The 20,406-nt window shown below is 53.0% G+C and carries 21 protein-coding genes; 11 read left to right on the forward strand and 10 right to left on the reverse strand.

Annotated features, from left to right (window positions below; genetic code table 11):
• Positions 1 to 6: 6 nt before the first annotated feature.
• Complete coding sequence (gene argS, locus OGV77_RS18720) at positions 7 to 1,740, reverse strand: arginine--tRNA ligase (protein WP_043016736.1); 1,734 nt, start codon at positions 1,738 to 1,740, stop codon at positions 7 to 9.
• 238 nt (positions 1,741 to 1,978) lie between these two features.
• Between argS and OGV77_RS18725 the strand changes: the two genes are divergently transcribed.
• Both OGV77_RS18725 and cutC read left to right on the forward strand, forming a co-directional pair.
• Positions 1,979 to 2,545, forward strand: a complete 567-nt coding sequence (locus OGV77_RS18725) for a VOC family protein (RefSeq protein ID WP_043016735.1) — start codon at positions 1,979 to 1,981, stop codon at positions 2,543 to 2,545.
• Positions 2,546 to 2,547: 2 nt separating this feature from the next.
• Complete coding sequence (gene cutC / locus OGV77_RS18730) at positions 2,548 to 3,294, forward strand: copper homeostasis protein CutC (RefSeq protein ID WP_043016734.1); 747 nt, start codon at positions 2,548 to 2,550, stop codon at positions 3,292 to 3,294.
• Between the two features lie 178 nt (positions 3,295 to 3,472).
• Here the strand turns inward: cutC and cmoB are convergent, their stop codons facing one another.
• Genes cmoB through OGV77_RS18755 form a run of 5 tightly spaced genes read right to left on the reverse strand, consistent with a single transcriptional unit; the run spans position 3,473 to position 7,050 of the window.
• On the reverse strand, positions 3,473 to 4,441 hold the full coding sequence (gene cmoB, locus OGV77_RS18735; RefSeq protein WP_043016733.1) for a tRNA 5-methoxyuridine(34)/uridine 5-oxyacetic acid(34) synthase CmoB: 969 nt from the start codon (positions 4,439 to 4,441) through the stop codon (positions 3,473 to 3,475).
• Positions 4,438 to 5,181: a carboxy-S-adenosyl-L-methionine synthase CmoA gene (gene cmoA, locus OGV77_RS18740; protein WP_087051721.1), complete on the reverse strand. Its 744-nt coding sequence runs from the start codon at positions 5,179 to 5,181 to the stop codon at positions 4,438 to 4,440. Before cmoA ends, cmoB begins: the two co-directional genes overlap by 4 nt.
• A 40-nt stretch (positions 5,182 to 5,221) precedes the next feature.
• On the reverse strand, positions 5,222 to 5,617 hold the full coding sequence (locus OGV77_RS18745; RefSeq protein WP_003833847.1) for an MAPEG family protein: 396 nt from the start codon (positions 5,615 to 5,617) through the stop codon (positions 5,222 to 5,224).
• A 51-nt stretch (positions 5,618 to 5,668) separates the two neighbouring features.
• The gene (locus tag OGV77_RS18750) at positions 5,669 to 6,487 is read right to left on the reverse strand and encodes a DUF72 domain-containing protein (protein ID WP_075146014.1); all 819 of its coding nucleotides are present in this window, start codon (positions 6,485 to 6,487) and stop codon (positions 5,669 to 5,671) included.
• Positions 6,484 to 7,050 carry a hydrolase gene (locus tag OGV77_RS18755; protein ID WP_043016730.1) on the reverse strand — a complete coding sequence of 189 codons (567 nt, stop codon included), beginning with the start codon at positions 7,048 to 7,050 and terminating at the stop codon, positions 6,484 to 6,486. The genes OGV77_RS18750 and OGV77_RS18755 overlap by 4 nt, the downstream gene beginning before the upstream one ends.
• 288 nt (positions 7,051 to 7,338) lie before the next feature.
• Between OGV77_RS18755 and aspS the strand changes: the two genes are divergently transcribed.
• From aspS to ruvB, 6 genes are all read left to right on the forward strand, one after another.
• Positions 7,339 to 9,111: an aspartate--tRNA ligase gene (gene aspS / locus OGV77_RS18760; protein ID WP_043016729.1), complete on the forward strand. Its 1,773-nt coding sequence runs from the start codon at positions 7,339 to 7,341 to the stop codon at positions 9,109 to 9,111.
• Position 9,112: 1 nt separating this feature from the next.
• Positions 9,113 to 9,556: a dihydroneopterin triphosphate diphosphatase gene (gene nudB, locus OGV77_RS18765; protein WP_043016728.1), complete on the forward strand. Its 444-nt coding sequence runs from the start codon at positions 9,113 to 9,115 to the stop codon at positions 9,554 to 9,556.
• A 28-nt stretch (positions 9,557 to 9,584) separates the two neighbouring features.
• Positions 9,585 to 10,328 (forward strand): YebC/PmpR family DNA-binding transcriptional regulator, encoded by a 744-nt coding sequence (locus tag OGV77_RS18770; RefSeq protein WP_003833836.1) that lies wholly within the window; start codon positions 9,585 to 9,587, stop codon positions 10,326 to 10,328.
• Between the two features lie 34 nt (positions 10,329 to 10,362).
• Positions 10,363 to 10,884, forward strand: coding sequence for a crossover junction endodeoxyribonuclease RuvC (gene ruvC, locus OGV77_RS18775; RefSeq protein ID WP_003034867.1), 522 nt, complete (start codon positions 10,363 to 10,365; stop codon positions 10,882 to 10,884).
• Between the two features lie 80 nt (positions 10,885 to 10,964).
• Complete coding sequence (gene ruvA, locus OGV77_RS18780) at positions 10,965 to 11,576, forward strand: Holliday junction branch migration protein RuvA (RefSeq protein WP_043016727.1); 612 nt, start codon at positions 10,965 to 10,967, stop codon at positions 11,574 to 11,576.
• A gap of 8 nt (positions 11,577 to 11,584) precedes the next feature.
• Complete coding sequence (gene ruvB, locus OGV77_RS18785; RefSeq protein WP_043016726.1) at positions 11,585 to 12,595, forward strand: Holliday junction branch migration DNA helicase RuvB; 1,011 nt, start codon at positions 11,585 to 11,587, stop codon at positions 12,593 to 12,595.
• Between the two features lie 68 nt (positions 12,596 to 12,663).
• Here ruvB and znuB read toward each other — a convergent pair whose 3' ends face one another.
• Both znuB and znuC read right to left on the reverse strand, forming a co-directional pair.
• Entirely contained in the window at positions 12,664 to 13,449 is a 786-nt protein-coding gene (gene znuB, locus OGV77_RS18790) for a zinc ABC transporter permease subunit ZnuB (RefSeq protein WP_003034874.1), read from the reverse strand.
• Positions 13,446 to 14,201 (reverse strand): zinc ABC transporter ATP-binding protein ZnuC, encoded by a 756-nt coding sequence (znuC, locus tag OGV77_RS18795; RefSeq protein WP_047410527.1) that lies wholly within the window; start codon positions 14,199 to 14,201, stop codon positions 13,446 to 13,448. Before znuC ends, znuB begins: the two co-directional genes overlap by 4 nt.
• A gap of 78 nt (positions 14,202 to 14,279) precedes the next feature.
• Here znuC and znuA point away from each other — a divergent pair, with 78 nt between their 5' ends.
• From znuA to lpxM, 3 genes are all read left to right on the forward strand, one after another.
• A complete protein-coding gene (gene znuA, locus OGV77_RS18800; RefSeq protein WP_043017940.1) occupies positions 14,280 to 15,224 on the forward strand; it encodes a zinc ABC transporter substrate-binding protein ZnuA in 945 nt (314 codons plus the stop codon).
• 15 nt (positions 15,225 to 15,239) lie between these two features.
• Complete coding sequence (gene mepM, locus OGV77_RS18805; protein ID WP_003833825.1) at positions 15,240 to 16,559, forward strand: murein DD-endopeptidase MepM; 1,320 nt, start codon at positions 15,240 to 15,242, stop codon at positions 16,557 to 16,559.
• Positions 16,560 to 16,678: 119 nt separating this feature from the next.
• A complete protein-coding gene (lpxM, locus tag OGV77_RS18810; RefSeq protein ID WP_075146017.1) occupies positions 16,679 to 17,650 on the forward strand; it encodes a lauroyl-Kdo(2)-lipid IV(A) myristoyltransferase in 972 nt (323 codons plus the stop codon).
• A 46-nt stretch (positions 17,651 to 17,696) separates the two neighbouring features.
• On the opposite strand, the gene pyk is transcribed toward lpxM, so the two are convergent.
• Together pyk and OGV77_RS18820 are read right to left on the reverse strand one after the other, a co-directional pair.
• Positions 17,697 to 19,139 (reverse strand): pyruvate kinase, encoded by a 1,443-nt coding sequence (gene pyk / locus OGV77_RS18815; RefSeq protein ID WP_087051719.1) that lies wholly within the window; start codon positions 19,137 to 19,139, stop codon positions 17,697 to 17,699.
• Positions 19,140 to 19,257: 118 nt separating this feature from the next.
• Entirely contained in the window at positions 19,258 to 20,127 is an 870-nt protein-coding gene (locus OGV77_RS18820) for a MurR/RpiR family transcriptional regulator (protein WP_043017934.1), read from the reverse strand.
• Between the last annotated feature and the right edge of the window lie 279 nt (positions 20,128 to 20,406).

Below are 20,406 nucleotides of genomic sequence, written 5' to 3' on the forward strand. Positions count from 1 at the left end.
AGGTGATTACATACGTTCTACGGTTTCGATACCCAGCGTATCCAGACCCAGCTTCAGGGTTTTCGCCGTCAGCTGCGCCAGTTTCAGTCGGCTGTTACGAATCTCTTCGTTTTCGGCACTGAGGATAGGGCAGTGCTCGTAGAAGCCGGAGAACAGACCGGCAACGTCGTACAGGTAAGCACACATCACGTGCGGCGTACCTTCACGTGCAACGACAGTCAGCGTTTCTTCAAACTGCAGCAGACGCGCAGCCAGTTGGGCTTCACGATCTTCGCTGATAATCACCTGCGCATTTGCCAGCGCGCTTTCGTCGATATCTGCTTTACGGAACACGGACAGTACGCGGGTATAGGCGTACTGCATATAGGGTGCGGTGTTACCTTCGAACGCCAGCATGTTGTCCCAGTCGAAGATGTAGTCGGTAGTACGGTTTTTGGACAGGTCCGCATATTTCACCGCGCCGATACCGACCGCATTTGCCAGTTTTTCCAGCTCGTCGGCAGGCATGTCCGGATTCTTCTCAGCGACCAGACGACGTGCGCGCTCCAGCGCTTCATCCAGCAGATCGGCCAGTTTCACCGTGCCGCCCGCGCGGGTTTTGAACGGCTTGCCGTCTTTGCCCAGCATCATACCGAACATGTGGTGTTCCAGCGGTACGGAGTCCGGCACATAACCGGCCTTACGCACGATGGTCCAGGCCTGCATTAAGTGCTGATGCTGACGGGAGTCGATGTAATAAAGTACGCGATCGGCATGCAGCGTTTCATAACGATACTTGGCGCAGGCGATGTCGGTTGTGGTGTAGAGATAGCCGCCATCTTTCTTCTGAATGATTACGCCCATCGGTTCGCCTTCCTTGTTTTTATACTCATCAAGGAATACGACGGTAGCGCCTTCGCTTTCAACAGCCAGGCCTTTAGCTTTGAGATCGGCCACGATGCCAGGCAGCATTGGGTTGTACAGGCTTTCGCCCATTACATCGTCACGGGTCAGGGTAACGTTGAGGCGATCGTAGGTTAACTGGTTTTGCGACATGGTAATGTCGACCAGTTTGCGCCACATCTCACGGAAGTATTCATCGCCGCCTTGCAGCTTCACGACATAACTACGAGCGCGTTCTGCGAAGGCTTCATCTTCATCGTAATGTTTTTTCGCATCACGGTAGAAACCTTCCAGGTCAGCCAGCGCCATCTCTCCGGCATTTTCCTGCTGCTGTTTTTCCAGCCACGCGATAAGCATACCGAACTGAGTACCCCAGTCGCCGACGTGGTTGGCGCGGATAACCTTGTGGCCGAGGAATTCCAGCGTACGCACCGCAGCATCACCGATGATGGTGGAACGCAGGTGACCAACGTGCATCTCTTTCGCTACGTTAGGTGCGGAATAATCAACAACAACGGTTTGTTTCGCCGGTTGAGTGACGCCCAGACGATCGGAGGCCAGCGCCTGCTGAACGTGCTGCGCCAGAAATGCCGGATCGAGAAAAATATTGATAAAGCCCGGGCCGGCAATTTCAACTTTGCTGGCGATCCCGTTGAGATCCAGATGAGTCAGCACCTGCTCAGCCAGTTGTCGCGGCGCCATACCCAGTTTTTTAGCGACAGCCATCATGCCATTAGCCTGATAGTCGCCGAACTGTACTTTTGCTGACTGACGAACCTGTGGTTCGCAATCTGCAGGCGCGCCTGCAGCAATCATGGCCTGACTGACTTTTTCTGAGAGAAGAGCCTGAATATTCACCGGAATACCTTACATTTATGAAGCGGGGAAAAATTCACCGCACCAGTTTAAGAATTAAGGGCGGGAGTATACTGCAAATGCCCGTTGCCGTCAGCACTGCGAGTCGCGTGCGCAGTCTAAAATTCAGTCAATGCAATGACGTTTTAGTCTTCATGTTACGTTCGAAGAAAACAGCGGTTGGATGGCGCAGCGCAACAGAGTAAATTAGCGGCTTTGAACATAGATATGAGCTTTTAATATGGCGAACTGGCAGACCGTTGCAGAACTACAGGATATTTCTGCAGATTTACCGCATTTCACGCAGGCATTAACGGAACTTTCCACCCGTCTTGGGCTGGATATTTCAGGGCTGGAAGCCGACCACATTTCCTTGCGTTGCCACCAAAATACCACCGCAGAGCGCTGGCGTCGTGGCTTTGAACAGTGCGGTGAATTGCTGTCAGAAAACATGATTAACGGCAGACCTATTTGTCTTTTTAAGCTGTATGAGCCGGTTTGTGTGCAACATTGGCAATTTTCCATCGTTGAACTGCCGTGGCCGGGCGAAAAACGCTATCCGCATGAAGGCTGGGAACATATTGAAATTGTTCTGCCGGGTGAGGCACAAACGCTGAACGCCAGAGCGCTGGCGCTGCTTTCAGATCACGGTCTGAGCCAGCCGGGCATATTTGTAAAAACCAGCTCGCCAAAAGGCGAGCGCGAACGTTTACCGAATCCGACGCTGGCGGTCAGCGATGGCAGCGTAACGATAAAATTTCATCCGTGGTCGATTGAAACCATAGTGGCAAGCGAACGTCAGGAGTGAGCATGGCTTTACTGGAAATCTGCTGTTACAGCATGGAGTGCGCGCGTACGGCGCAGCAAAACGGCGCGGATCGCATTGAGCTTTGCGCAGCACCTAAAGAAGGCGGCTTAACGCCGTCTCTGGGCGTCCTGCGTTCTGTTCGCCAGCATGTTTCGATTCCCGTCAATCCCATTATACGACCGCGTGGAGGCGACTTTTGCTATACCGACGGTGAATTCGCTGCAATGCTGGATGATATCGCGATGGTCCGGGAACTGGGGTTCTCAGGGCTGGTAACTGGCATTTTAAATGCGGATGGCGATGTCGATATGCCGCGCATGGAGAAAATAATGATCGCCGCCGGTTCACTGCAAGTCACTTTTCATCGTGCCTTTGATATGTGTGCTAACCCACTCAATGCGCTAAAAAAATTAGCTGATTTGGGCATCGCCAGAGTGCTGACTTCCGGGCAAAAATCAGATGCGGCGCAAGGTTTAACAAAAATAATGGAACTTATTGCGCAGGCGGATGCTCCAATCATTATGGCCGGAGCGGGGGTTCGCGCCTCGAATTTGTCCCTGTTCCTTAATGCTGGAGTGCAGGAAGTCCACAGTTCTGCCGGAGTATGGCTGGCTTCACCAATGCGTTATCGCAATTCGGGGTTGTCGATGTCTTCGGATACGCAGGCGGATGAATATTCACGCTATGCGGTAGACGGGGCGGCGGTTGCGGAAATGAAAGCAATCATTGCACACCATCAGGCCAGCTGATTTTTACCGTTGCATCATGTCGCCCAATATGATGCTTGCTCGTACCAGGCCCCTGCCAATTCAACAGGGGCCTTTTTTTATCCTTCATATTTCAAGCCGCAGCAGCGTTGGCCGCCTTGCTGCAACTTGAACTATTTTGGAGAAACGGTGCTATACGTAACGGTCATCCGGCAATCCATCACGGCTTACGCGCAATCAATACCGCGCGTAATGGGGCGGGGTAGCCTTCCACCGTTTTGCTGTGGTCGTTCGGGTCGAGGAAGTCGGCCAGCGACTCGGTTATCATCCATTCGGTGCGGCGCTGTTCTTCGGTAGTGGTGACGCAGACATCGGCGATACGCACATCAACAAAACCGCATTTTTCCAGCCAGTTTTTTAGCGCCAGCGCAGATGGAATAAAGTAGACATTACGCATCTGCGCGTAGCGGTCGCCCGGAACCAGTACGGTATTTTCATCACCTTCGACGACCAGCGTTTCCAGCACCAGTTCACCATCTTTAACCAGTTGATCCTTCAACTGCCACAGGTGTTCCAGCGGTGAACGTCGGTGATAAAGCACTCCCATGGAGAATACGGTATCAAAGGCGTTGAGCGCTGGAAGCTGTTCAATGCCCAGCGGCAGCAGATGAGCGCGCTGGTCATTGCCCAGCAGTTTACGCACCGCCTCAAACTGGCATAGAAACAGTTGCGTAGGATCGATACCAACCGCCAGATGCGCCCCCGCGCCAATCATGCGCCACATGTGATAACCACTGCCGCAGCCGACATCAAGAATGGTACGGCCGGTGAGGTCAGACAAGTGCGGCAGAACGCGATCCCACTTCCAGTCTGAGCGCCACTCGGTGTCAATATTGACGCCATACAGCGAGTACGGTCCTTTACGCCATGGCATCAGGTTACGCATCAGAGTGTCGATACGTTTGAGTTGACCTTCGCTGAGCGGCTCTTTGCTTTCTGCTGTAACGCTATGAAGTAAGTCCAGGCGATGCGGCGTTAGCTCGGGCAGAAACTCGACGGCGTTTGACCACTGCTTAAACAAGCCGTGCTGATCGCGCTGCCAGGTAGCGATTTGCGCCGGAAGCGTTTCCAGCCAATGGGAGAGATGGTTTTTGGCAATCAGCTGATAAAAGTTACCAAAGTCGATCATGCGCTTACCCCAGCTTTCAGCGCCACCAGAGAACCAAAGTTGAAGCACTGGAACCACAATTCGCTGTGCTCGAAACCAGCCTGATGCAGTCGCGCTTTGTGCGTTTCGACCGAGTCGGTCAGCATCACGTTCTCCAGCATGCTGCGCTTCTGGCTGATTTCCAGTTCGCTATAGCCATTTGCCCGTTTGAAGTCGTGGTGCATGTTGAACAGCAGCTCGCCAACGTTAGCGTCTTCGAAACTGAATTTTTCAGAAAGAACCAGCGCGCCGCCGGGATTCAGCCCCTGATAAATCTTATCCAACAACGCCTGGCGCTCAGGTGGCTCAAGGAATTGCAGGGTAAAATTCAGCACCACCATCGAGGCGTTTTCGATAGTAATGTTGCGGATATCGACTTCGACAACCTCAACCGGGGTCGGTGCCTTATAGGCGTCAATATGACGACGGCAGCGCTCAACCATCGCCGGAGAGTTATCGACAGCAATAATTTTGCAATTCTCGTGATGAATATTGCGACGCACCGAGAGCGTCGCCGCGCCCAGAGAGCAGCCCAGATCGTAGACCTGCGTGTTGGGTTGTACGAAACGTTCGGCCAGCATACCAATCATAGAAATGATATTGGAATAACCAGGAACGGAACGCTGGATCATATCCGGGAAGACTTCAGCTACCCGTTCATCAAAGGTCCAGTCACCCAGACTGGCGATAGGCGCAGAAAAAAGCGTGTCGCGGTGAGACATAACGTAAAAATCCGGGAAAAATAAAGTGGCGTATTGTGCGCTAATGCAGGGAGAAAACCAACTCCCAGGGCATATACCAAAGATTCGCCAGCACCATTAGCAACAGCGAACACCAGGTTGCGCTCATGCCTGAACGGCGCCAGCGGAAGAGCCGGTGGTGAAATCCGTAATAATGCATCAGTCGTCCGGCAATCAACATCAGCCCGCAAATATGCACCATCCACGTCTCTGCGCCGTTCATTTCCATAAATAACAGCAGCACTAACGCGACGGGAATATACTCCACCGCATTACCGTGAATGCGGATAGCGCTTTGCAGTTCGCTAAAACCTCCGTCGCCATAGGCAACGCGGTATTGCATGCGCAGGCGAACGACGTCAAAGGAGAACTTTATTAACAATAACGCACCCAATACGGCATAAAGCGCGCTTACCATACAAACTCCCTTTAAAATGGCAGATGGCACTGTCTATGATAGGTGGCAATTTCAGAAAAGAGAAGATTGCTGTGGAATAGACGGTGCTGATCCGATCTCTGGCAGGACGTTACGTAAATCTGCCCATAGCGTGTCTACAAGCTCCGGGGCCTGTGCGATGTCCGGCGTATGCAAAAAAAGATACGGCGTCGTGGTGTGTTGCCATCGCGACAGCTTGGTCAGCCAGACGGCAAAAAGCTCGCTATTTTGTGCCATATCATCGCTGCCGATAAAGCGTACCATCGGATGGTTTGCCGTCACTACTGCATGTACCGGCACCTTTGGCTTCTTGCGCTGGGCGTCACGTATCGCTTCAGTATGCGGGATTGCGGCATGCACCGGGCGGCTGTCCAGAATTACCCGGTTTACGCCACGCTCGTGTAAGCCCCGATTAAATAGCAGCTCGGCTTCGCCCTTGGCAAAGAAGTCTGGATGGCGAACTTCCACACCGTAGGTAAAGGCTTTGGGGAGCGCATCGAGAAACTGCCACAGGGCAGGCAGGTCACGCGGACCAAAAGTCGCGGGTAATTGCAGCCAGTACTGTCCAATGCGCGATTCCAGCGGCGACATGCGCGTGAAAAACTCCTGTACCAGGTCATCGCAATTACGCAGCGCGGCCTGATGCGAAATGGTGGCCGGAAACTTAAAGCAAAATCGAAATGCATCGGTGGTCTGTGCATGCCAGCGGGCAACAATGTCCGCTTTTGGCAGCGCGTACAGCGTGGTGTTGCCCTCCACACAGTTAAAGTGGCGGGCATACTCTTCAAGGTTTGAGATCCCCAGACGCACCCATTTAGGATGCGACCACTGGGGTAAACCGATATAAATCATAGCGCTTGCAGGATCTCGTCCACGCTGCGTACGCGTGCGATACGCGGGAAAATATGCGTCATGCTGCCCCGGTGCTGATCGGCGCTGGCGGCGCTACAGGCGTCTTCTGCAACAATCAGATTAAAACCCAACTCCCACGCATTTCGCGCCGTCGACTCTACGCCAATGTTTGTGGATATGCCGCACAAGACGATAGTATCAATGCCCCGACGACGCAGCTGTAGTTCCAAATCGGTACCGTAAAACGCGCCCCACTGGCGTTTGGTGACTTCGAGATCGCTGGCGCATTTTCCCAGAGCCGTCGGGTAATCCCACCAGTTTTCGGGCAACGCTTTTGCCGGAGTCTGAGCATCTACCGGTTGTTTCAGCGCTTCGGCGTAATCGTCAGACCAGCCGACGCGCACCATTACTACCGGGGAACCGTGGGCACGGAATTTTTCCGCCAACTGCGCGGCGCGGGTAACCACATCGTGTGCCGTATGAGGCCCGCCAGCGAAAGACAGGATCCCTTCCTGTAAGTCAATCACGACAAGGGCGGTTGTTTTTGCGTTCAGTTCCAGCATGGTCACTCCAGTAAAAAATAGATTTCCGTTACACCTTAATCGCGAATCAGTGTGAAAGGGGCGACAATTTTTGTTATTTTTTGTGAGATTACGCAATGCCCGTCCAGGAAACAGGCGTACAGTCAGTACCGGACTAAGAGTCTATCCCAGTAGGCTCTTATCGTGCGGCAGAATTTCCAGTATAATAGCCGCCTTTTTTCATTCAGTTGTGACATTCAGCTAAAGCTGCGACTTCGTCACCTGCGAGACAGGTGACAATCCGCCTGCGGCAAAGTTAAGGGATATCTCATGCGTACAGAATATTGCGGACAGCTACGTCTGTCCCACGAGGGGCAGCAGGTGACTCTGTGTGGTTGGGTCAACCGTCGTCGTGATCTTGGTAGCCTGATCTTTATCGATATGCGCGACCGCGAAGGTATCGTGCAGGTATTTTTCGATCCGGACCGTGCGGACGCGTTAAAGCTGGCCTCCGAACTGCGTAATGAGTTCTGCATCCAGGTTACGGGCACCGTGCGTGCGCGTGATGCGAAAAACGTCAACGCCGATATGGCGACGGGCGAAATTGAAGTACTGGCCTCCGATCTGACCATCATCAACCGTTCAGACTCGCTGCCGCTTGACTCAAACCACGTCAACACCGAAGAAGCGCGCCTGAAGTATCGCTATTTGGATCTGCGTCGTCCTGAAATGGCGCAACGCCTGAAAACGCGTGCCAAAATTACCAGCCTGGTGCGTCGTTTTATGGACGACCACGGCTTCCTCGACATCGAAACGCCGATGCTGACCAAAGCGACGCCGGAAGGCGCACGCGATTACCTGGTACCTTCTCGCGTACATAAAGGTAAGTTTTACGCGCTGCCGCAGTCTCCTCAGCTGTTTAAACAGCTGCTGATGATGTCGGGTTTTGACCGCTATTATCAGATCGTAAAATGCTTCCGTGATGAAGACTTACGTGCTGACCGTCAGCCTGAATTTACCCAGATCGACGTTGAGACTTCCTTCATGACCGCACCGCAGGTGCGTGAAGTGATGGAAGCACTGGTACGCAATCTGTGGCTGGAAGTTAAAGGTGTGGATCTGGGTGATTTCCCGATCATGACTTTTGCCGAAGCCGAGCGTCGTTACGGTTCCGATAAACCAGACCTGCGTAACCCGATGGAGCTGGTTGACGTTGCCGATCTGGTTAAAGGCGTTGAGTTCGCGGTGTTCTCTGGTCCGGCGAACGATCCGAAAGGCCGCGTGGCTGCCCTGCGTGTACCGGGCGGTGCTGCACTGAGCCGTAAGCAAATTGACGATTACGGTAACTTTATCAAGATTTACGGCGCGAAAGGTCTGGCTTACATCAAAGTCACCGAGCGTGCGAAAGGCCTGGAAGGTATCACCAGCCCGGTTGCTAAGTTCCTGAACGCAGAAATCGTGGAAGCGATTCTGGCGCGTACCGGTGCGCAAGACGGCGACATGATTTTCTTCGGTGCCGACAACAAGAAAGTCGTTGCCGACGCGATGGGCGCGCTGCGTCTGAAACTGGGTAAAGACCTGAGCATTACTGACGAAGCCAAATGGGCGCCGCTTTGGGTTATCGACTTCCCGATGTTTGAAGACGATGGTGAAGGCGGTCTGACCGCAATGCACCACCCGTTCACCGCGCCGAAAGATATGACTGCCGCTGAGCTGAAAGCTGCGCCGGAAGAGGCGGTTGCCAACGCGTACGATATGGTCATTAACGGCTATGAAGTGGGCGGTGGTTCCGTGCGTATTCACAACGGTGATATGCAGCAGACCGTATTCGGTATTCTGGGCATTAACGAGCAAGAGCAGCGCGAGAAATTCGGCTTCCTGCTGGATGCGCTAAAATACGGTACACCGCCGCATGCGGGCCTGGCGTTTGGTCTGGATCGTCTGACTATGCTGCTGACCGGTACTGACAACATTCGTGACGTTATTGCTTTCCCGAAAACCACGGCTGCAGCGTGTCTGATGACTGAAGCGCCGAGCTTTGCCAACGAAGCAGCGCTGGCGGAACTGAGCATTCAGGTTGTTAAGAAGGCCGAGAATAACTGATATGACATACAAACAGCCTGTCTCGGTGTTAGTCGTGATTTATGCAAAGGACACCGGGAGAGTGCTGATGTTACAGCGACGCGACGATCCTGATTTCTGGCAGTCGGTCACCGGCAGCCTTGAAGAGGGTGAAACCGCGTCGCAAGCCGCGATGCGCGAAGTAAAGGAAGAGGTCGCCATTGATGTTGCGTCTGAGCAACTGACCTTAATTGACTGTCAGCGCACGGTGGAGTTCGAGATTTTTAGCCATTTACGTCATCGCTATGCGCCGGGAGTTGAGCGTAATACTGAATCCTGGTTTTGCCTGGCACTTCCCTCAGAACGAGAGATCGTGTTCACCGAACATCTGACCTATCGTTGGGTTAATGCGGCTGAAGCCGCTCAGTTAACCAAGTCGTGGAGTAACCGGCAGGCGATTGAAGAGTTTGTAATTAACGTCGCCTGAAAAGGCGCGCTTTTTGGAGATATTATTTATGGCAGGTCATAGTAAATGGGCCAACACCAGACACCGTAAAGCAGCGCAGGATGCTAAACGCGGTAAAATTTTCACCAAAATCATTCGTGAGCTGGTGACGGCGGCTAAACTCGGCGGCGGCGATCCGGATGCTAACCCGCGTCTGCGTGCAGCGGTTGATAAAGCGCTGGCTAACAACATGACCCGTGACACCCTGAACCGTGCAATCGCGCGCGGCGTGGGCGGTGATGAAGATTCCAACATGGAAACCATCATCTATGAAGGTTACGGTCCTGGCGGTACAGCCGTTATGATTGAATGTCTGTCTGACAACCGTAACCGTACCGTTGCGGAAGTGCGTCACGCATTCACGAAAACGGGCGGTAACCTCGGTACTGACGGTTCCGTAGCTTACCTGTTCAGCAAAAAAGGCGTGATCTCCTTTGAACAAGGCGACGAAGACGCCATCATGGAAGCTGCGCTGGAAGCAGGCGCTGAAGACGTTGTGACCTTCGACGACGGCGCGATTGATGTTTACACCGCGTGGGAAGAGATGGGCAAAGTGCGTGATGCGCTGGAAGCGGCAGGTCTGAAAGCGGACGCGGCTGAAGTGTCGATGATTCCATCCACCAAAGCGGATATGGATGCAGAAACAGCGCCGAAGCTGATGCGTCTGATCGATATGCTGGAAGACTGCGACGACGTGCAGGAAGTTTACCACAACGGTGAAATCTCTGACGAGGTGGCAGCGACCTTAGAATGAGGTGGCTGTGCCGTAACCTGACTGGAGGTGCGTGATGTCTATTATTCTCGGCATTGACCCGGGGTCGCGCATCACCGGTTATGGCGTAATCCGTCAGGTCGGCAGACAGCTGACCTACCTCGGCAGCGGTTGTATTCGTACCAAAGTCGACGATCTTCCGTCCCGTCTGAAGTTGATTTATGCGGGCGTGACGGAAATCATCACCCAGTTTCAACCGGACTATTTTGCCATTGAGCAGGTCTTTATGGCGAAGAACGCCGACTCGGCGCTAAAGCTGGGGCAGGCGCGCGGCGTGGCAATCGTTGCGGCGACCAATCAGGATCTTCCGGTCTTTGAATACGCGGCCCGCCAGGTAAAACAGACCGTGGTGGGTATCGGTAGCGCGGAAAAAAGCCAGGTTCAGCATATGGTGCGCACGCTGCTAAAACTTCCGGCAAACCCGCAGGCAGATGCCGCGGATGCGCTGGCGATTGCCATTACCCACTGTCACGTCAGCCAGAACGCCATGCAAATGAGCGAGTCGAGGCTGAATCTGGCGCGAGGTCGGTTACGTTAGTGACAAATGAGGCTGGATATCTATCCAGCCTTTTTTTATGATAGCGCATTACCTTTTAGCCCTTAACGCAGGAGCGTCATGTGATAGGCAGACTCAGAGGCATCATTCTTGAAAAACAACCCCCGCTGGTTCTTCTGGAGACGGGCGGGGTAGGCTATGAAGTGCATATGCCGATGACCTGTTTCTACGAGCTGCCGGAAGCCGGGCAGGAAGCGATTATCTTCACCCATTTTGTGGTGCGTGAAGACGCTCAGTTGTTGTATGGCTTTAACAACAAGCAAGAACGTACGCTGTTTAAAGAGTTAATTAAAACCAACGGCGTGGGGCCGAAGCTGGCGCTGGCAATCCTCTCTGGTATGTCTGCACAGCAGTTCGTTAATGCCGTTGAGCGTGAAGAACTTGGCGCGCTGGTGAAATTACCGGGCATTGGTAAGAAAACCGCAGAACGTTTGATTGTTGAAATGAAAGACCGCTTTAAAGGTCTGCATGGCGACCTCTTTACCCCGGCAGCGGATCTGGTCCTGACCTCTCCGGCTAGTCCGACAACGGACGACGCCGAGCAGGAAGCGGTTGCTGCGCTGGTGGCGTTGGGCTATAAACCACAGGAAGCCAGCCGCATGGTGAGCAAGATTGCCCGCCCTGATGCCAGCAGTGAAACCCTGATTCGTGAAGCGCTTCGCGCGGCATTGTGAGGTAAAGGATGATTGAAGCAGATCGCCTGATTTCGGCTGTCAGCACTACCCCTGAAGATTTGGTGGATCGTGCGATCCGTCCTAAATTACTGGAAGAGTATATTGGCCAGCCTCAGGTACGTTCGCAGATGGAGATTTTTATCCAGGCGGCGAAGCTGCGCGGTGACGCTCTCGATCACCTGCTGATTTTCGGTCCTCCAGGTCTGGGTAAAACCACGCTTGCCAATATTGTGGCCAATGAAATGGGCGTTAATCTGCGTACCACTTCCGGTCCGGTACTGGAAAAAGCGGGCGATCTGGCGGCAATGCTGACCAACCTTGAACCCCACGATGTGCTGTTTATCGATGAAATCCATCGCCTGTCACCGGTGGTGGAAGAGGTGCTGTATCCGGCGATGGAGGATTATCAGCTGGATATCATGATTGGCGAAGGACCGGCTGCACGTTCGATCAAGATCGATCTGCCACCGTTTACGCTCATTGGGGCGACCACGCGTGCCGGGTCGTTAACCTCTCCGCTGCGTGACCGCTTCGGTATTGTGCAGCGCCTGGAGTTCTATCAGGTGGCTGACCTGCAGCATATTGTTGGGCGCAGCGCACGCTATATGGGGCTGGAAATGAGCGATGAAGGCGCGCTGGAAGTGGCGCGTCGGGCCCGCGGTACGCCGCGTATTGCCAACCGTTTGTTACGCCGGGTACGCGATTTCGCCGAAGTGAAGCATGACGGCACAATTTCAGCAGACATCGCCGCTCAGGCACTGGATATGCTCAATGTGGATGCGGAAGGATTCGATTATATGGACCGTAAGCTACTACTGGCGGTTATCGATAAATTCTTCGGCGGACCGGTTGGCCTGGATAACCTGGCGGCGGCGATTGGGGAAGAGCGTGAAACCATTGAGGACGTGCTGGAGCCGTATCTGATTCAGCAAGGTTTTTTGCAGCGTACGCCGCGCGGAAGAATGGCAACGGTGCGCGCATGGAACCATTTTGGCATTACGCCGCCAGAGATGCCTTAGTGCCTGATGTCGCTACGCTCATCAGGTTTGTAGGCCCGGTAAGCGCAGCGCCACCGGGCAACCCACGTTTAACTTGCCTGCTTTTTCATCATGCTGAAGATAAACAACAGCGCAGCACACAGCACCACGGAAGGACCTGCCGGGGTGTCATAGAAGGCCGAGAAGGTCAGTCCGCCTGTAACCGCTATCATTCCCACACCAACGGCAACCCCTGCCATCTGCTCCGGCGTACGGGCAAAGCGGCGGGCGGTCGCCGCGGGGATGATAAGCAGCGAGGTGATGATCAGCGCCCCGACAAACTTCATCGCCACGCCAATAGTTAACGCCGTAACCAGCATCAGCAGTAGCTTGACGCGTTGCAGTTTCACGCCATCGACAAATGCCAGATCCGGGCTGATGGTCATCGACAGCAGGTTGCGCCACTGCCAGAACAAAATCGCCAGAACGATAACCACGCCAATGGCGATAGAGATAAGATCTTCTGGCGTCACGGCAAGCAAATCACCAAACAGGTAGGCCATCAGATCCACACGGATGTTAGACATCAGGCTAACGACAACCAACCCCAATGACAGCGCACTGTGGGCCATAATGCCCAGTAAGGTATCGATCGCGAGGTGAGGGCGCTTCTCCAGCCATACCAGACCGCCAGCCAGCAACAAAGTGACGGCGATGACCGCATAGAAGGGGTTTACATCCAACAGCAGGCCGAAGGCGACGCCCAGCAGCGAAGCGTGAGCCAGCGTATCACCGAAGTAAGACATTCGACGCCAGACCACAAACGAGCCGAGTGGGCCAGCGGCACAGGCCAGCATGATCCCGGCTAACCAACCGGGTAATAACAATTCAATCATGAGTGACCATTTCCCCGGCGTAAGACGATACGACCCTGTAAATCGTGGCGGTGATTATGATTATGACGGTAAATTCCGAGTTGTTCGGCACCGCGTTGCCCGAACATTGAGATGAATTCCGGGTGCATGGAAACCACTTCCGGCGCACCAGAACAACAAATATGATGGTTCAGACACAGTACTTCATCGGTTTTTGCCATCACCAGATGCAGGTCATGGGAAACCATCAGTACGGCGCAATCCAGTTCACGTCGCAACTGGTCGATAAGATCGTACAGTGCAACCTGCCCATTGACATCCACACCCTGGGTTGGCTCATCAAGTACCAGTAGCTGAGGTCTATTCAATAAAGCACGGGCCAACAGCACGCGTTGCGTTTCTCCGCCGGAGAGTTTTTGCATCGGCGCATTCATCAGATGCCCGGCCTGAACGCGTTTCAGTGCCGGGAGGATATCCTCTTTTTTGGTGCCGGGACGTAAACGCATAAACCGGCTTACCGTCAGCGGAAGCGTAGTATCGAGGTACAGTTTTTGCGGCACATAGCCGATCCGCAATTGACCATTACGCTTGATAACTCCCTCATCAGCCGCTACCAGGCCTAATACAACGCGCACCAGCGTAGATTTCCCGGCACCGTTTGGGCCGAGTAGCGTTAATATTTTACCGGGTCGAAGTTCAAGCGAAACGTCAGAGAGGACGCGGCGTTGACCATAAGAGACCGAGACATTTTCCAGTGAAACCAAAGTCGTCATATCAATTTTAGTCTTGCAGAAGTTATAGAATGTTATAATATCACATTTCTTACATTCATTACGATGATTGGTCGCATTATGTTACATAAAAATACGCTTCTTTTCGCAGCATTATCCGCTGCTCTTTGGGGTAGTGCAACACAGGCAGCAAATGCCGCTGTCGTCGCATCTCTTAAGCCGCTGGGGTTTATCGCTTCAGCCATTGCAGACGGGGTCACTGACACCCAGGTTCTGCTGCCCGACGGGGCTTCCGAACACGATTACTCATTGCGTCCTTCAGACGTAAAACGCTTACAGGGCGCGGACTTAGTCGTTTGGATCGGACCTGAGATGGAAGCGTTTATGGAAAAATCAGTCAAGAATATTCCTAACGCGAAACAGGTAACGATTGCGCAGCTCAATGACGTGAAACCGTTACTCATGAAAGGTGCGGATGACGACGACGACGATCATGGACACAATGATGCTGGCAGTGAAAAAAGTGACGAGCATCACCATCACGGCGATTACAACATGCATCTTTGGCTTTCCCCAGAGATAGCGCGGGCCTCAGCGGTTGCAATCCATGAAAAATTAGTGGAACTTATGCCGCAAAGTCGAGCCAAACTTGACGCCAACCTGAAGGATTTTGAGGCACAATTAGCCGCAACCGATAAGCAGGTAGGTAACGAGCTCGCACCGCTCAAGGGAAAAGGTTATTTCGTTTTTCATGACGCCTATGGCTACTACGAGAAACACTACGGACTAACACCGCTTGGTCACTTTACCGTGAACCCTGAGATTCAACCTGGTGCGCAGCGTTTACATGAAATAAGAACACAGTTGGTTGAGCAAAAAGCAACCTGCGTTTTTGCTGAGCCACAGTTCAGGCCAGCGGTCGTTGAAGCCGTCGCGAGAGGGACATCCGTTCGAATGGGAACGTTGGATCCGCTCGGTACGAATATCAAACTGGGTAAAACAAGCTATTCAGCGTTTTTAAACCAATTAGCCAACCAGTATGCGAGCTGCCTGAAAGGAGATTAATGAGGAAGTGAATACGTGCAACAGATAGCCCGCTCTGTCGCTCTGGCATTTAATAATCTGCCGCGACCCCATCGCGTTATGCTGGGGTCGCTTACCGTACTGACATTGGCCGTCGCCGTCTGGCGGCCTTATGTTTACCATCCCGATTCCGCACCTATCGTTAAAACTATCGAGCTGGAAAAAAGCGAGATTCGTTCACTGTTGCCAGAGGCCAGCGAACCTATCGATCAGGCCGCTCAGGAAGACGAAGCTATCCCACAGGATGAACTGGATGACAAAACGTCTGGTGAGGCTGGCGTGCATGAATATGTCGTCTCCACGGGCGATACGCTGAGCAGTATCCTGAATCAGTACGGCATCGATATGGGCGATATCAGCCAGCTCGCTGCTTCCGATAAGGAACTGCGTAACCTGAAAATTGGTCAGCAACTTTCCTGGACGTTAAGCGCGGAAGGTGACCTGCAGCGCCTGACCTGGGAAGTGTCTCGCCGAGAAACCCGTACTTACGATCGCACCGCGACGGGTTTCAAGATGAGCAGCGAAATGCAGCAGGGAGATTGGGTTAACAGCCGAATCAAAGGCACCGTGGGCGGAAGCTTCGTCGCCAGCGCCAAAGAAGCCGGACTCACCAGCTCTGAAATCAGCGCGGTGATTAAGGCCATGCAGTGGCAGATGGATTTCCGCAAACTGAAAAAGGGCGATGAGTTCTCGGTGCTGATGTCTCGCGAAATGCTGGACGGCAAGCGTGAGCAAAGCCAACTGCTGGGCGTACGTTTGCGCTCTGAGGGCAAAGACTATTACGCCATCCGTGCTGAAGACGGTAAGTTCTATGACCGTAACGGTACCGGGCTGGCGAAAGGCTTTATGCGTTTCCCGACGGCGAAGCAGTTCCGCATCTCCTCAAACTTTAATCCGCGTCGCCTGAACCCGGTGACCGGACGCGTTGCACCGCACAAAGGTGTCGACTTTGCGATGCCACAAGGCACGCCGGTGTTGTCGGTGGGGGATGGCGAAGTAGTGGTAGCGAAGCGCAGCGGTGCAGCCGGATACTATGTTGCGGTACGTCATGGTCGCACCTACACCACGCGTTATATGCACCTGCGTAAGCTGCTGGTCAAACCAGGACAAAAAGTGAAACGTGGCGATCGTATCGCGCTGTCAGGCAATACCGGTCGTTCAACGGGTCCGCATTTGCATTATGAAGTTTGGATCAACCAGCAGGCTGTTAACCCTCTGACGGCGAAACTGCCGCGCACAGAAGGTCTGACCGGCTCGGATCGCACCGATTACCTGGCGCAGGTGAAAGAAGTTATGCCTCAGCTACGTTTTGATTAATTAGCACACTGATAAAGCCGGTACGCTATGCGTGCCGGCTTTTTTATTTTGTACGGCGCATCGTGCGCCGCTACACTATCAGCAGATCTACTTTTCGCCGCACCAGACACTGGAAGAGCATGGAAACGAAAAAAAAGAATATTGAGTATATCCCTGAGTTTAATAAATCATTTCGCTATCCGCGCTACTGGGGCGCCTGGCTGGGCGTGGCGGCGATAGCAGGGATTGCGTTAACGCCGGCATCATTTCGCGATCCTGTTCTGGCAAAGCTCGGACGCCTGGCCGGACGATTGGGCAAAAGCTCACGTCGCAGAGCGCTGATCAATTTATCCCTGTGTTTTCCTGAACGTAGCGAAGCTGAGCGCGAAGCCATTGTCGATGACATGTTTGCGACTGCGCCTCAGGCAATGGTGATGATGGCGGAACTCGCCATACGTGGTCCGGAAAAAATTCAGAACCGGGTTGACTGGCAGGGTCTGGAAATCATCGAAGAGATGCGTCGCAACGATGAAAAAGTGATTTTTCTCGTTCCTCATGGCTGGGGCGTAGATATCCCGGCGATGTTGATGGCTTCCCAGGGACAGAAAATGGCAGCGATGTTCCACAATCAGGGGAACCCGGTATTCGATTATGTGTGGAACACGGTGCGCCGTCGTTTCGGTGGTCGATTACATGCGCGTAATGACGGCATCAAACCGTTTATTCAGTCTGTCCGTCAGGGATATTGGGGATACTACCTGCCGGATCAGGACCATGGTCCTGAGCACAGTGAGTTTGTCGATTTTTTTGCTACCTATAAAGCAACGTTACCGGCAATTGGTCGCTTGATGAAGGTCTGTCACGCCCGCGTGGTACCGCTGTTCCCGGTCTATGATGGGAAAACGCACCGTCTGACGATTCAGGTCCGTCCTCCGATGGATGACATCCTGACGGCGGATGACCACACCATTGCCAGACGAATGAACGAAGAGGTGGAAATCTTTGTGACGCCGCACCTTGAGCAATACACCTGGATTCTGAAACTGCTTAAGACGCGTAAGCCTGGTGAAATTGAGCCCTATAAGCGTAAAGATCTCTATCCGAAGAAATAAAAAAAAGCCTCTCAAACGAGAGGCTTTTTTACATCAAACGTTGGCGTTACTCGACGGTCAGAATACGCGTGGTGTTGGTTGAGCCAACGGTGCTCATCACATCGCCCTGGGTCACAATCACCAGGTCGCCGGAAACCAGATAGCCTTTATCTCGCAGCAGGTTCACTGCTTCATTGGCGGCAACGACGCCATCTGTTTCGCTGTCAAAGTGAACCGGGGTGACGCCGCGATACAGAGAGGTCAGATTCAGCGTACGTTCATGACGAGACATCGCGAAAATTGGCAGGCCGGAACTGATACGAGACGTCATCAGCGCAGTACGACCGGACTCTGTCATTGCGATGATAGCGGTCACTCCTTTCAGGTGGTTAGCGGCATACATCGCTGACATGGCAATCGCTTCTTCAACGTTATCAAACTGCACGTCAAGGCGGTGTTTAGAAACGTTGATGCTCGGGATTTTCTCGGCACCCAGACAGACGCGCGCCATGGCCGAGACGGTTTCCGCCGGGTACTGACCTGCTGCTGTTTCTGCAGAGAGCATGACGGCATCGGTACCGTCGAGAACGGCGTTAGCCACGTCCATCACTTCCGCACGGGTTGGCATTGGGTTGGTGATCATCGATTCCATCATCTGCGTAGCGGTAATAACCGCACGGTTCAGCTGACGTGCGCGACGAATCAACGCTTTCTGAATACCTACCAGCTCAGGATCGCCAATTTCAACGCCCAGGTCGCCACGTGCGACCATCACCACGTCGGAAGCCAGAATGATGTCATCCATCGCATTCTGGTCGCAGACGGCTTCAGCACGCTCTACCTTGGCGACAATTTTCGCATCGCAACCTGCGTCGCGCGCCAGACGGCGGGCATAGTTCAGGTCTTCGCCGCAGCGCGGGAAGGAGACGGCCAGATAGTCAACGCTGATTTGCGCAGCGGTGATGATGTCAGCTTTGTCTTTTTCGGTCAGGGCTTCAGCAGAGAGACCGCCGCCCAGTTTGTTTATGCCTTTATTGTTAGACAGCGGGCCACCGACGGTGACTTCGGTGAAGACCTTCATACCCTGAACTTCCAGCACTTTAAGCTGTACGCGACCATCATCGAGCAGCAGGATATCGCCTGGCACGACGTCAGCAGGGAGACCTTTATAATCAATACCGACTTTTTCTTTGTCGCCTTCGCCTTTACCGAGATTGGCGTCTAACAGGAACTTGTCGCCAACGTTAAGAAATACTTTACCTTCTTTAAAGGTAGATACGCGGATTTTAGGTCCCTGCAGGTCACCCAAAATAGCTACATGACGTCCCAGTTTTGCGGCAATTTCACGGACCTTATCCGCCCGCAGTTTGTGATCTTCTGGAGAGCCGTGAGAAAAGTTCATACGTACGACGTTTGCACCCGCGGCGATAATCTTTTCAAGGTTGTTATCGCGGTCAGTTGCCGGGCCTAACGTGGTTACGATTTTGGTTCTGCGAAGCCTTCTGGACATGTAATACTCCGTTGACTGAAACAACTTGGTGTTGCGTGAACATTAATCCGGCCGTTCTCAAACATTAACGGTAAATGAACGACCCGGATGATAAAAGGGTAGAACATTGTTATTGCTTTTAGCGGTCATCACTCTTGATGAGTAATTCTTTATCAAAACGCGATTCCTTGAGCGCTTCCTTGACACGCTTCAAGTTATCTCTAAATTTTGCCCCACGGCGCAAAGTAAATCCTGTAGCCAGCACATCTATCACGGTCAGTTGAGCAAGTCGAGAGACCATGGGCATATAAATGTCAGTATCTTCCGGTACATCGAGGGTAATTGCCAGCGTTGCTTCACGCGCCAGTGGCGTGCCGGGAGAGGTGAGGGCGATAACCATGGCGTCGTTTTCCCGCGCCAACTGCGCCAGTTCAACCAGGCTTTTGGTCCTTCCAGTATGGGAAATAAGCACAATGACGTCGTCGTCGCTACAATTCATACAACTCATGCGTTGCAGAACAATATCGTCGGAATAGATGACCGGTACGTTAAAGCGGAAAAATTTATTCATCGCGTCATGCGCTACCGCGGCCGAAGAACCCAGGCCAAAGAAAGCAATTTTCTTCGCCTGGGTTAATAAATCTACCGCCCGATTTACCGCCGCGTTATCCAGCGACTGGCGAACGTGATCGAGGCTTGCCATCGCTGATTCGAAGATTTTCCCTGTGTAAGATTCAACGCTGTCATCCTCATCCACATTACGATTAACATAAGGGGTGCCATTTGCCAGACTTTGCGCCAAATGCAGTTTAAAATCAGGAAAGCCACGGGTATCCATGCTGCGACAGAAACGGTTCACCGTCGGCTCGCTGACGTTGGCTTCTACAGCTAGTGCGGCGATGCTTGAATGGATTGCTCGCTCGGGAGAGACAAGAATAATGTCGGCGACTTTACGCTCTGACTTGCTCAACTGTTCCAGTTTTAACTGGATTTTTTCCAGCATATTCATGATGTAGGTAGACTCATGGGTCATGGGCAAAAACGATTTCAGCGATATGGGGAAACCGGGGCTTGATTCAGTGTATAGATAGTACCCCCGCTGATGCAGCAACGGGGCAAAATGGACAGAATAGTTGTTGTTTTTTTTCATTACATGATCAGAGTCTGGTTTTCTTACTTCTTCATGGGTACGAAAAAAGACGACTTTTTTGTCCATTTTGCGACGGGAAATGGTAATAAAGCGGCTGTTCACGGTAACAGCACGGCTGGATAAGCGTTTACGGTTTCC

Origin of the sequence: Citrobacter sp. Ce129 (genome assembly GCF_030334545.1) — a bacterium.
Classification (GTDB): domain Bacteria; phylum Pseudomonadota; class Gammaproteobacteria; order Enterobacterales; family Enterobacteriaceae; genus Citrobacter; species Citrobacter europaeus.

Coding starts and splice junctions, on each gene's coding strand:
- OGV77_RS18725 (WP_043016735.1), top strand. CDS start 1,979: ATGGCGAACTGGCAGACCGTTGCAGAACTACAGGATATTTCTGCAGAT.
- cutC (WP_043016734.1), top strand. CDS start 2,548: ATGGCTTTACTGGAAATCTGCTGTTACAGCATGGAGTGCGCGCGTACG.
- cmoB (WP_043016733.1), bottom strand. CDS start 4,441: ATGATCGACTTTGGTAACTTTTATCAGCTGATTGCCAAAAACCATCTC.
- cmoA (WP_087051721.1), bottom strand. CDS start 5,181: ATGTCTCACCGCGACACGCTTTTTTCTGCGCCTATCGCCAGTCTGGGT.
- OGV77_RS18745 (WP_003833847.1), bottom strand. CDS start 5,617: ATGGTAAGCGCGCTTTATGCCGTATTGGGTGCGTTATTGTTAATAAAG.
- OGV77_RS18750 (WP_075146014.1), bottom strand. CDS start 6,487: ATGATTTATATCGGTTTACCCCAGTGGTCGCATCCTAAATGGGTGCGT.
- OGV77_RS18755 (WP_043016730.1), bottom strand. CDS start 7,050: ATGCTGGAACTGAACGCAAAAACAACCGCCCTTGTCGTGATTGACTTA.
- aspS (WP_043016729.1), top strand. CDS start 7,339: ATGCGTACAGAATATTGCGGACAGCTACGTCTGTCCCACGAGGGGCAG.
- nudB (WP_043016728.1), top strand. CDS start 9,113: ATGACATACAAACAGCCTGTCTCGGTGTTAGTCGTGATTTATGCAAAG.
- OGV77_RS18770 (WP_003833836.1), top strand. CDS start 9,585: ATGGCAGGTCATAGTAAATGGGCCAACACCAGACACCGTAAAGCAGCG.
- ruvC (WP_003034867.1), top strand. CDS start 10,363: ATGTCTATTATTCTCGGCATTGACCCGGGGTCGCGCATCACCGGTTAT.
- ruvB (WP_043016726.1), top strand. CDS start 11,585: ATGATTGAAGCAGATCGCCTGATTTCGGCTGTCAGCACTACCCCTGAA.
- znuB (WP_003034874.1), bottom strand. CDS start 13,449: ATGATTGAATTGTTATTACCCGGTTGGTTAGCCGGGATCATGCTGGCC.
- znuC (WP_047410527.1), bottom strand. CDS start 14,201: ATGACGACTTTGGTTTCACTGGAAAATGTCTCGGTCTCTTATGGTCAA.
- znuA (WP_043017940.1), top strand. CDS start 14,280: ATGTTACATAAAAATACGCTTCTTTTCGCAGCATTATCCGCTGCTCTT.
- lpxM (WP_075146017.1), top strand. CDS start 16,679: ATGGAAACGAAAAAAAAGAATATTGAGTATATCCCTGAGTTTAATAAA.
- pyk (WP_087051719.1), bottom strand. CDS start 19,139: ATGTCCAGAAGGCTTCGCAGAACCAAAATCGTAACCACGTTAGGCCCG.
- OGV77_RS18820 (WP_043017934.1), bottom strand. CDS start 20,127: ATGAATATGCTGGAAAAAATCCAGTTAAAACTGGAACAGTTGAGCAAG.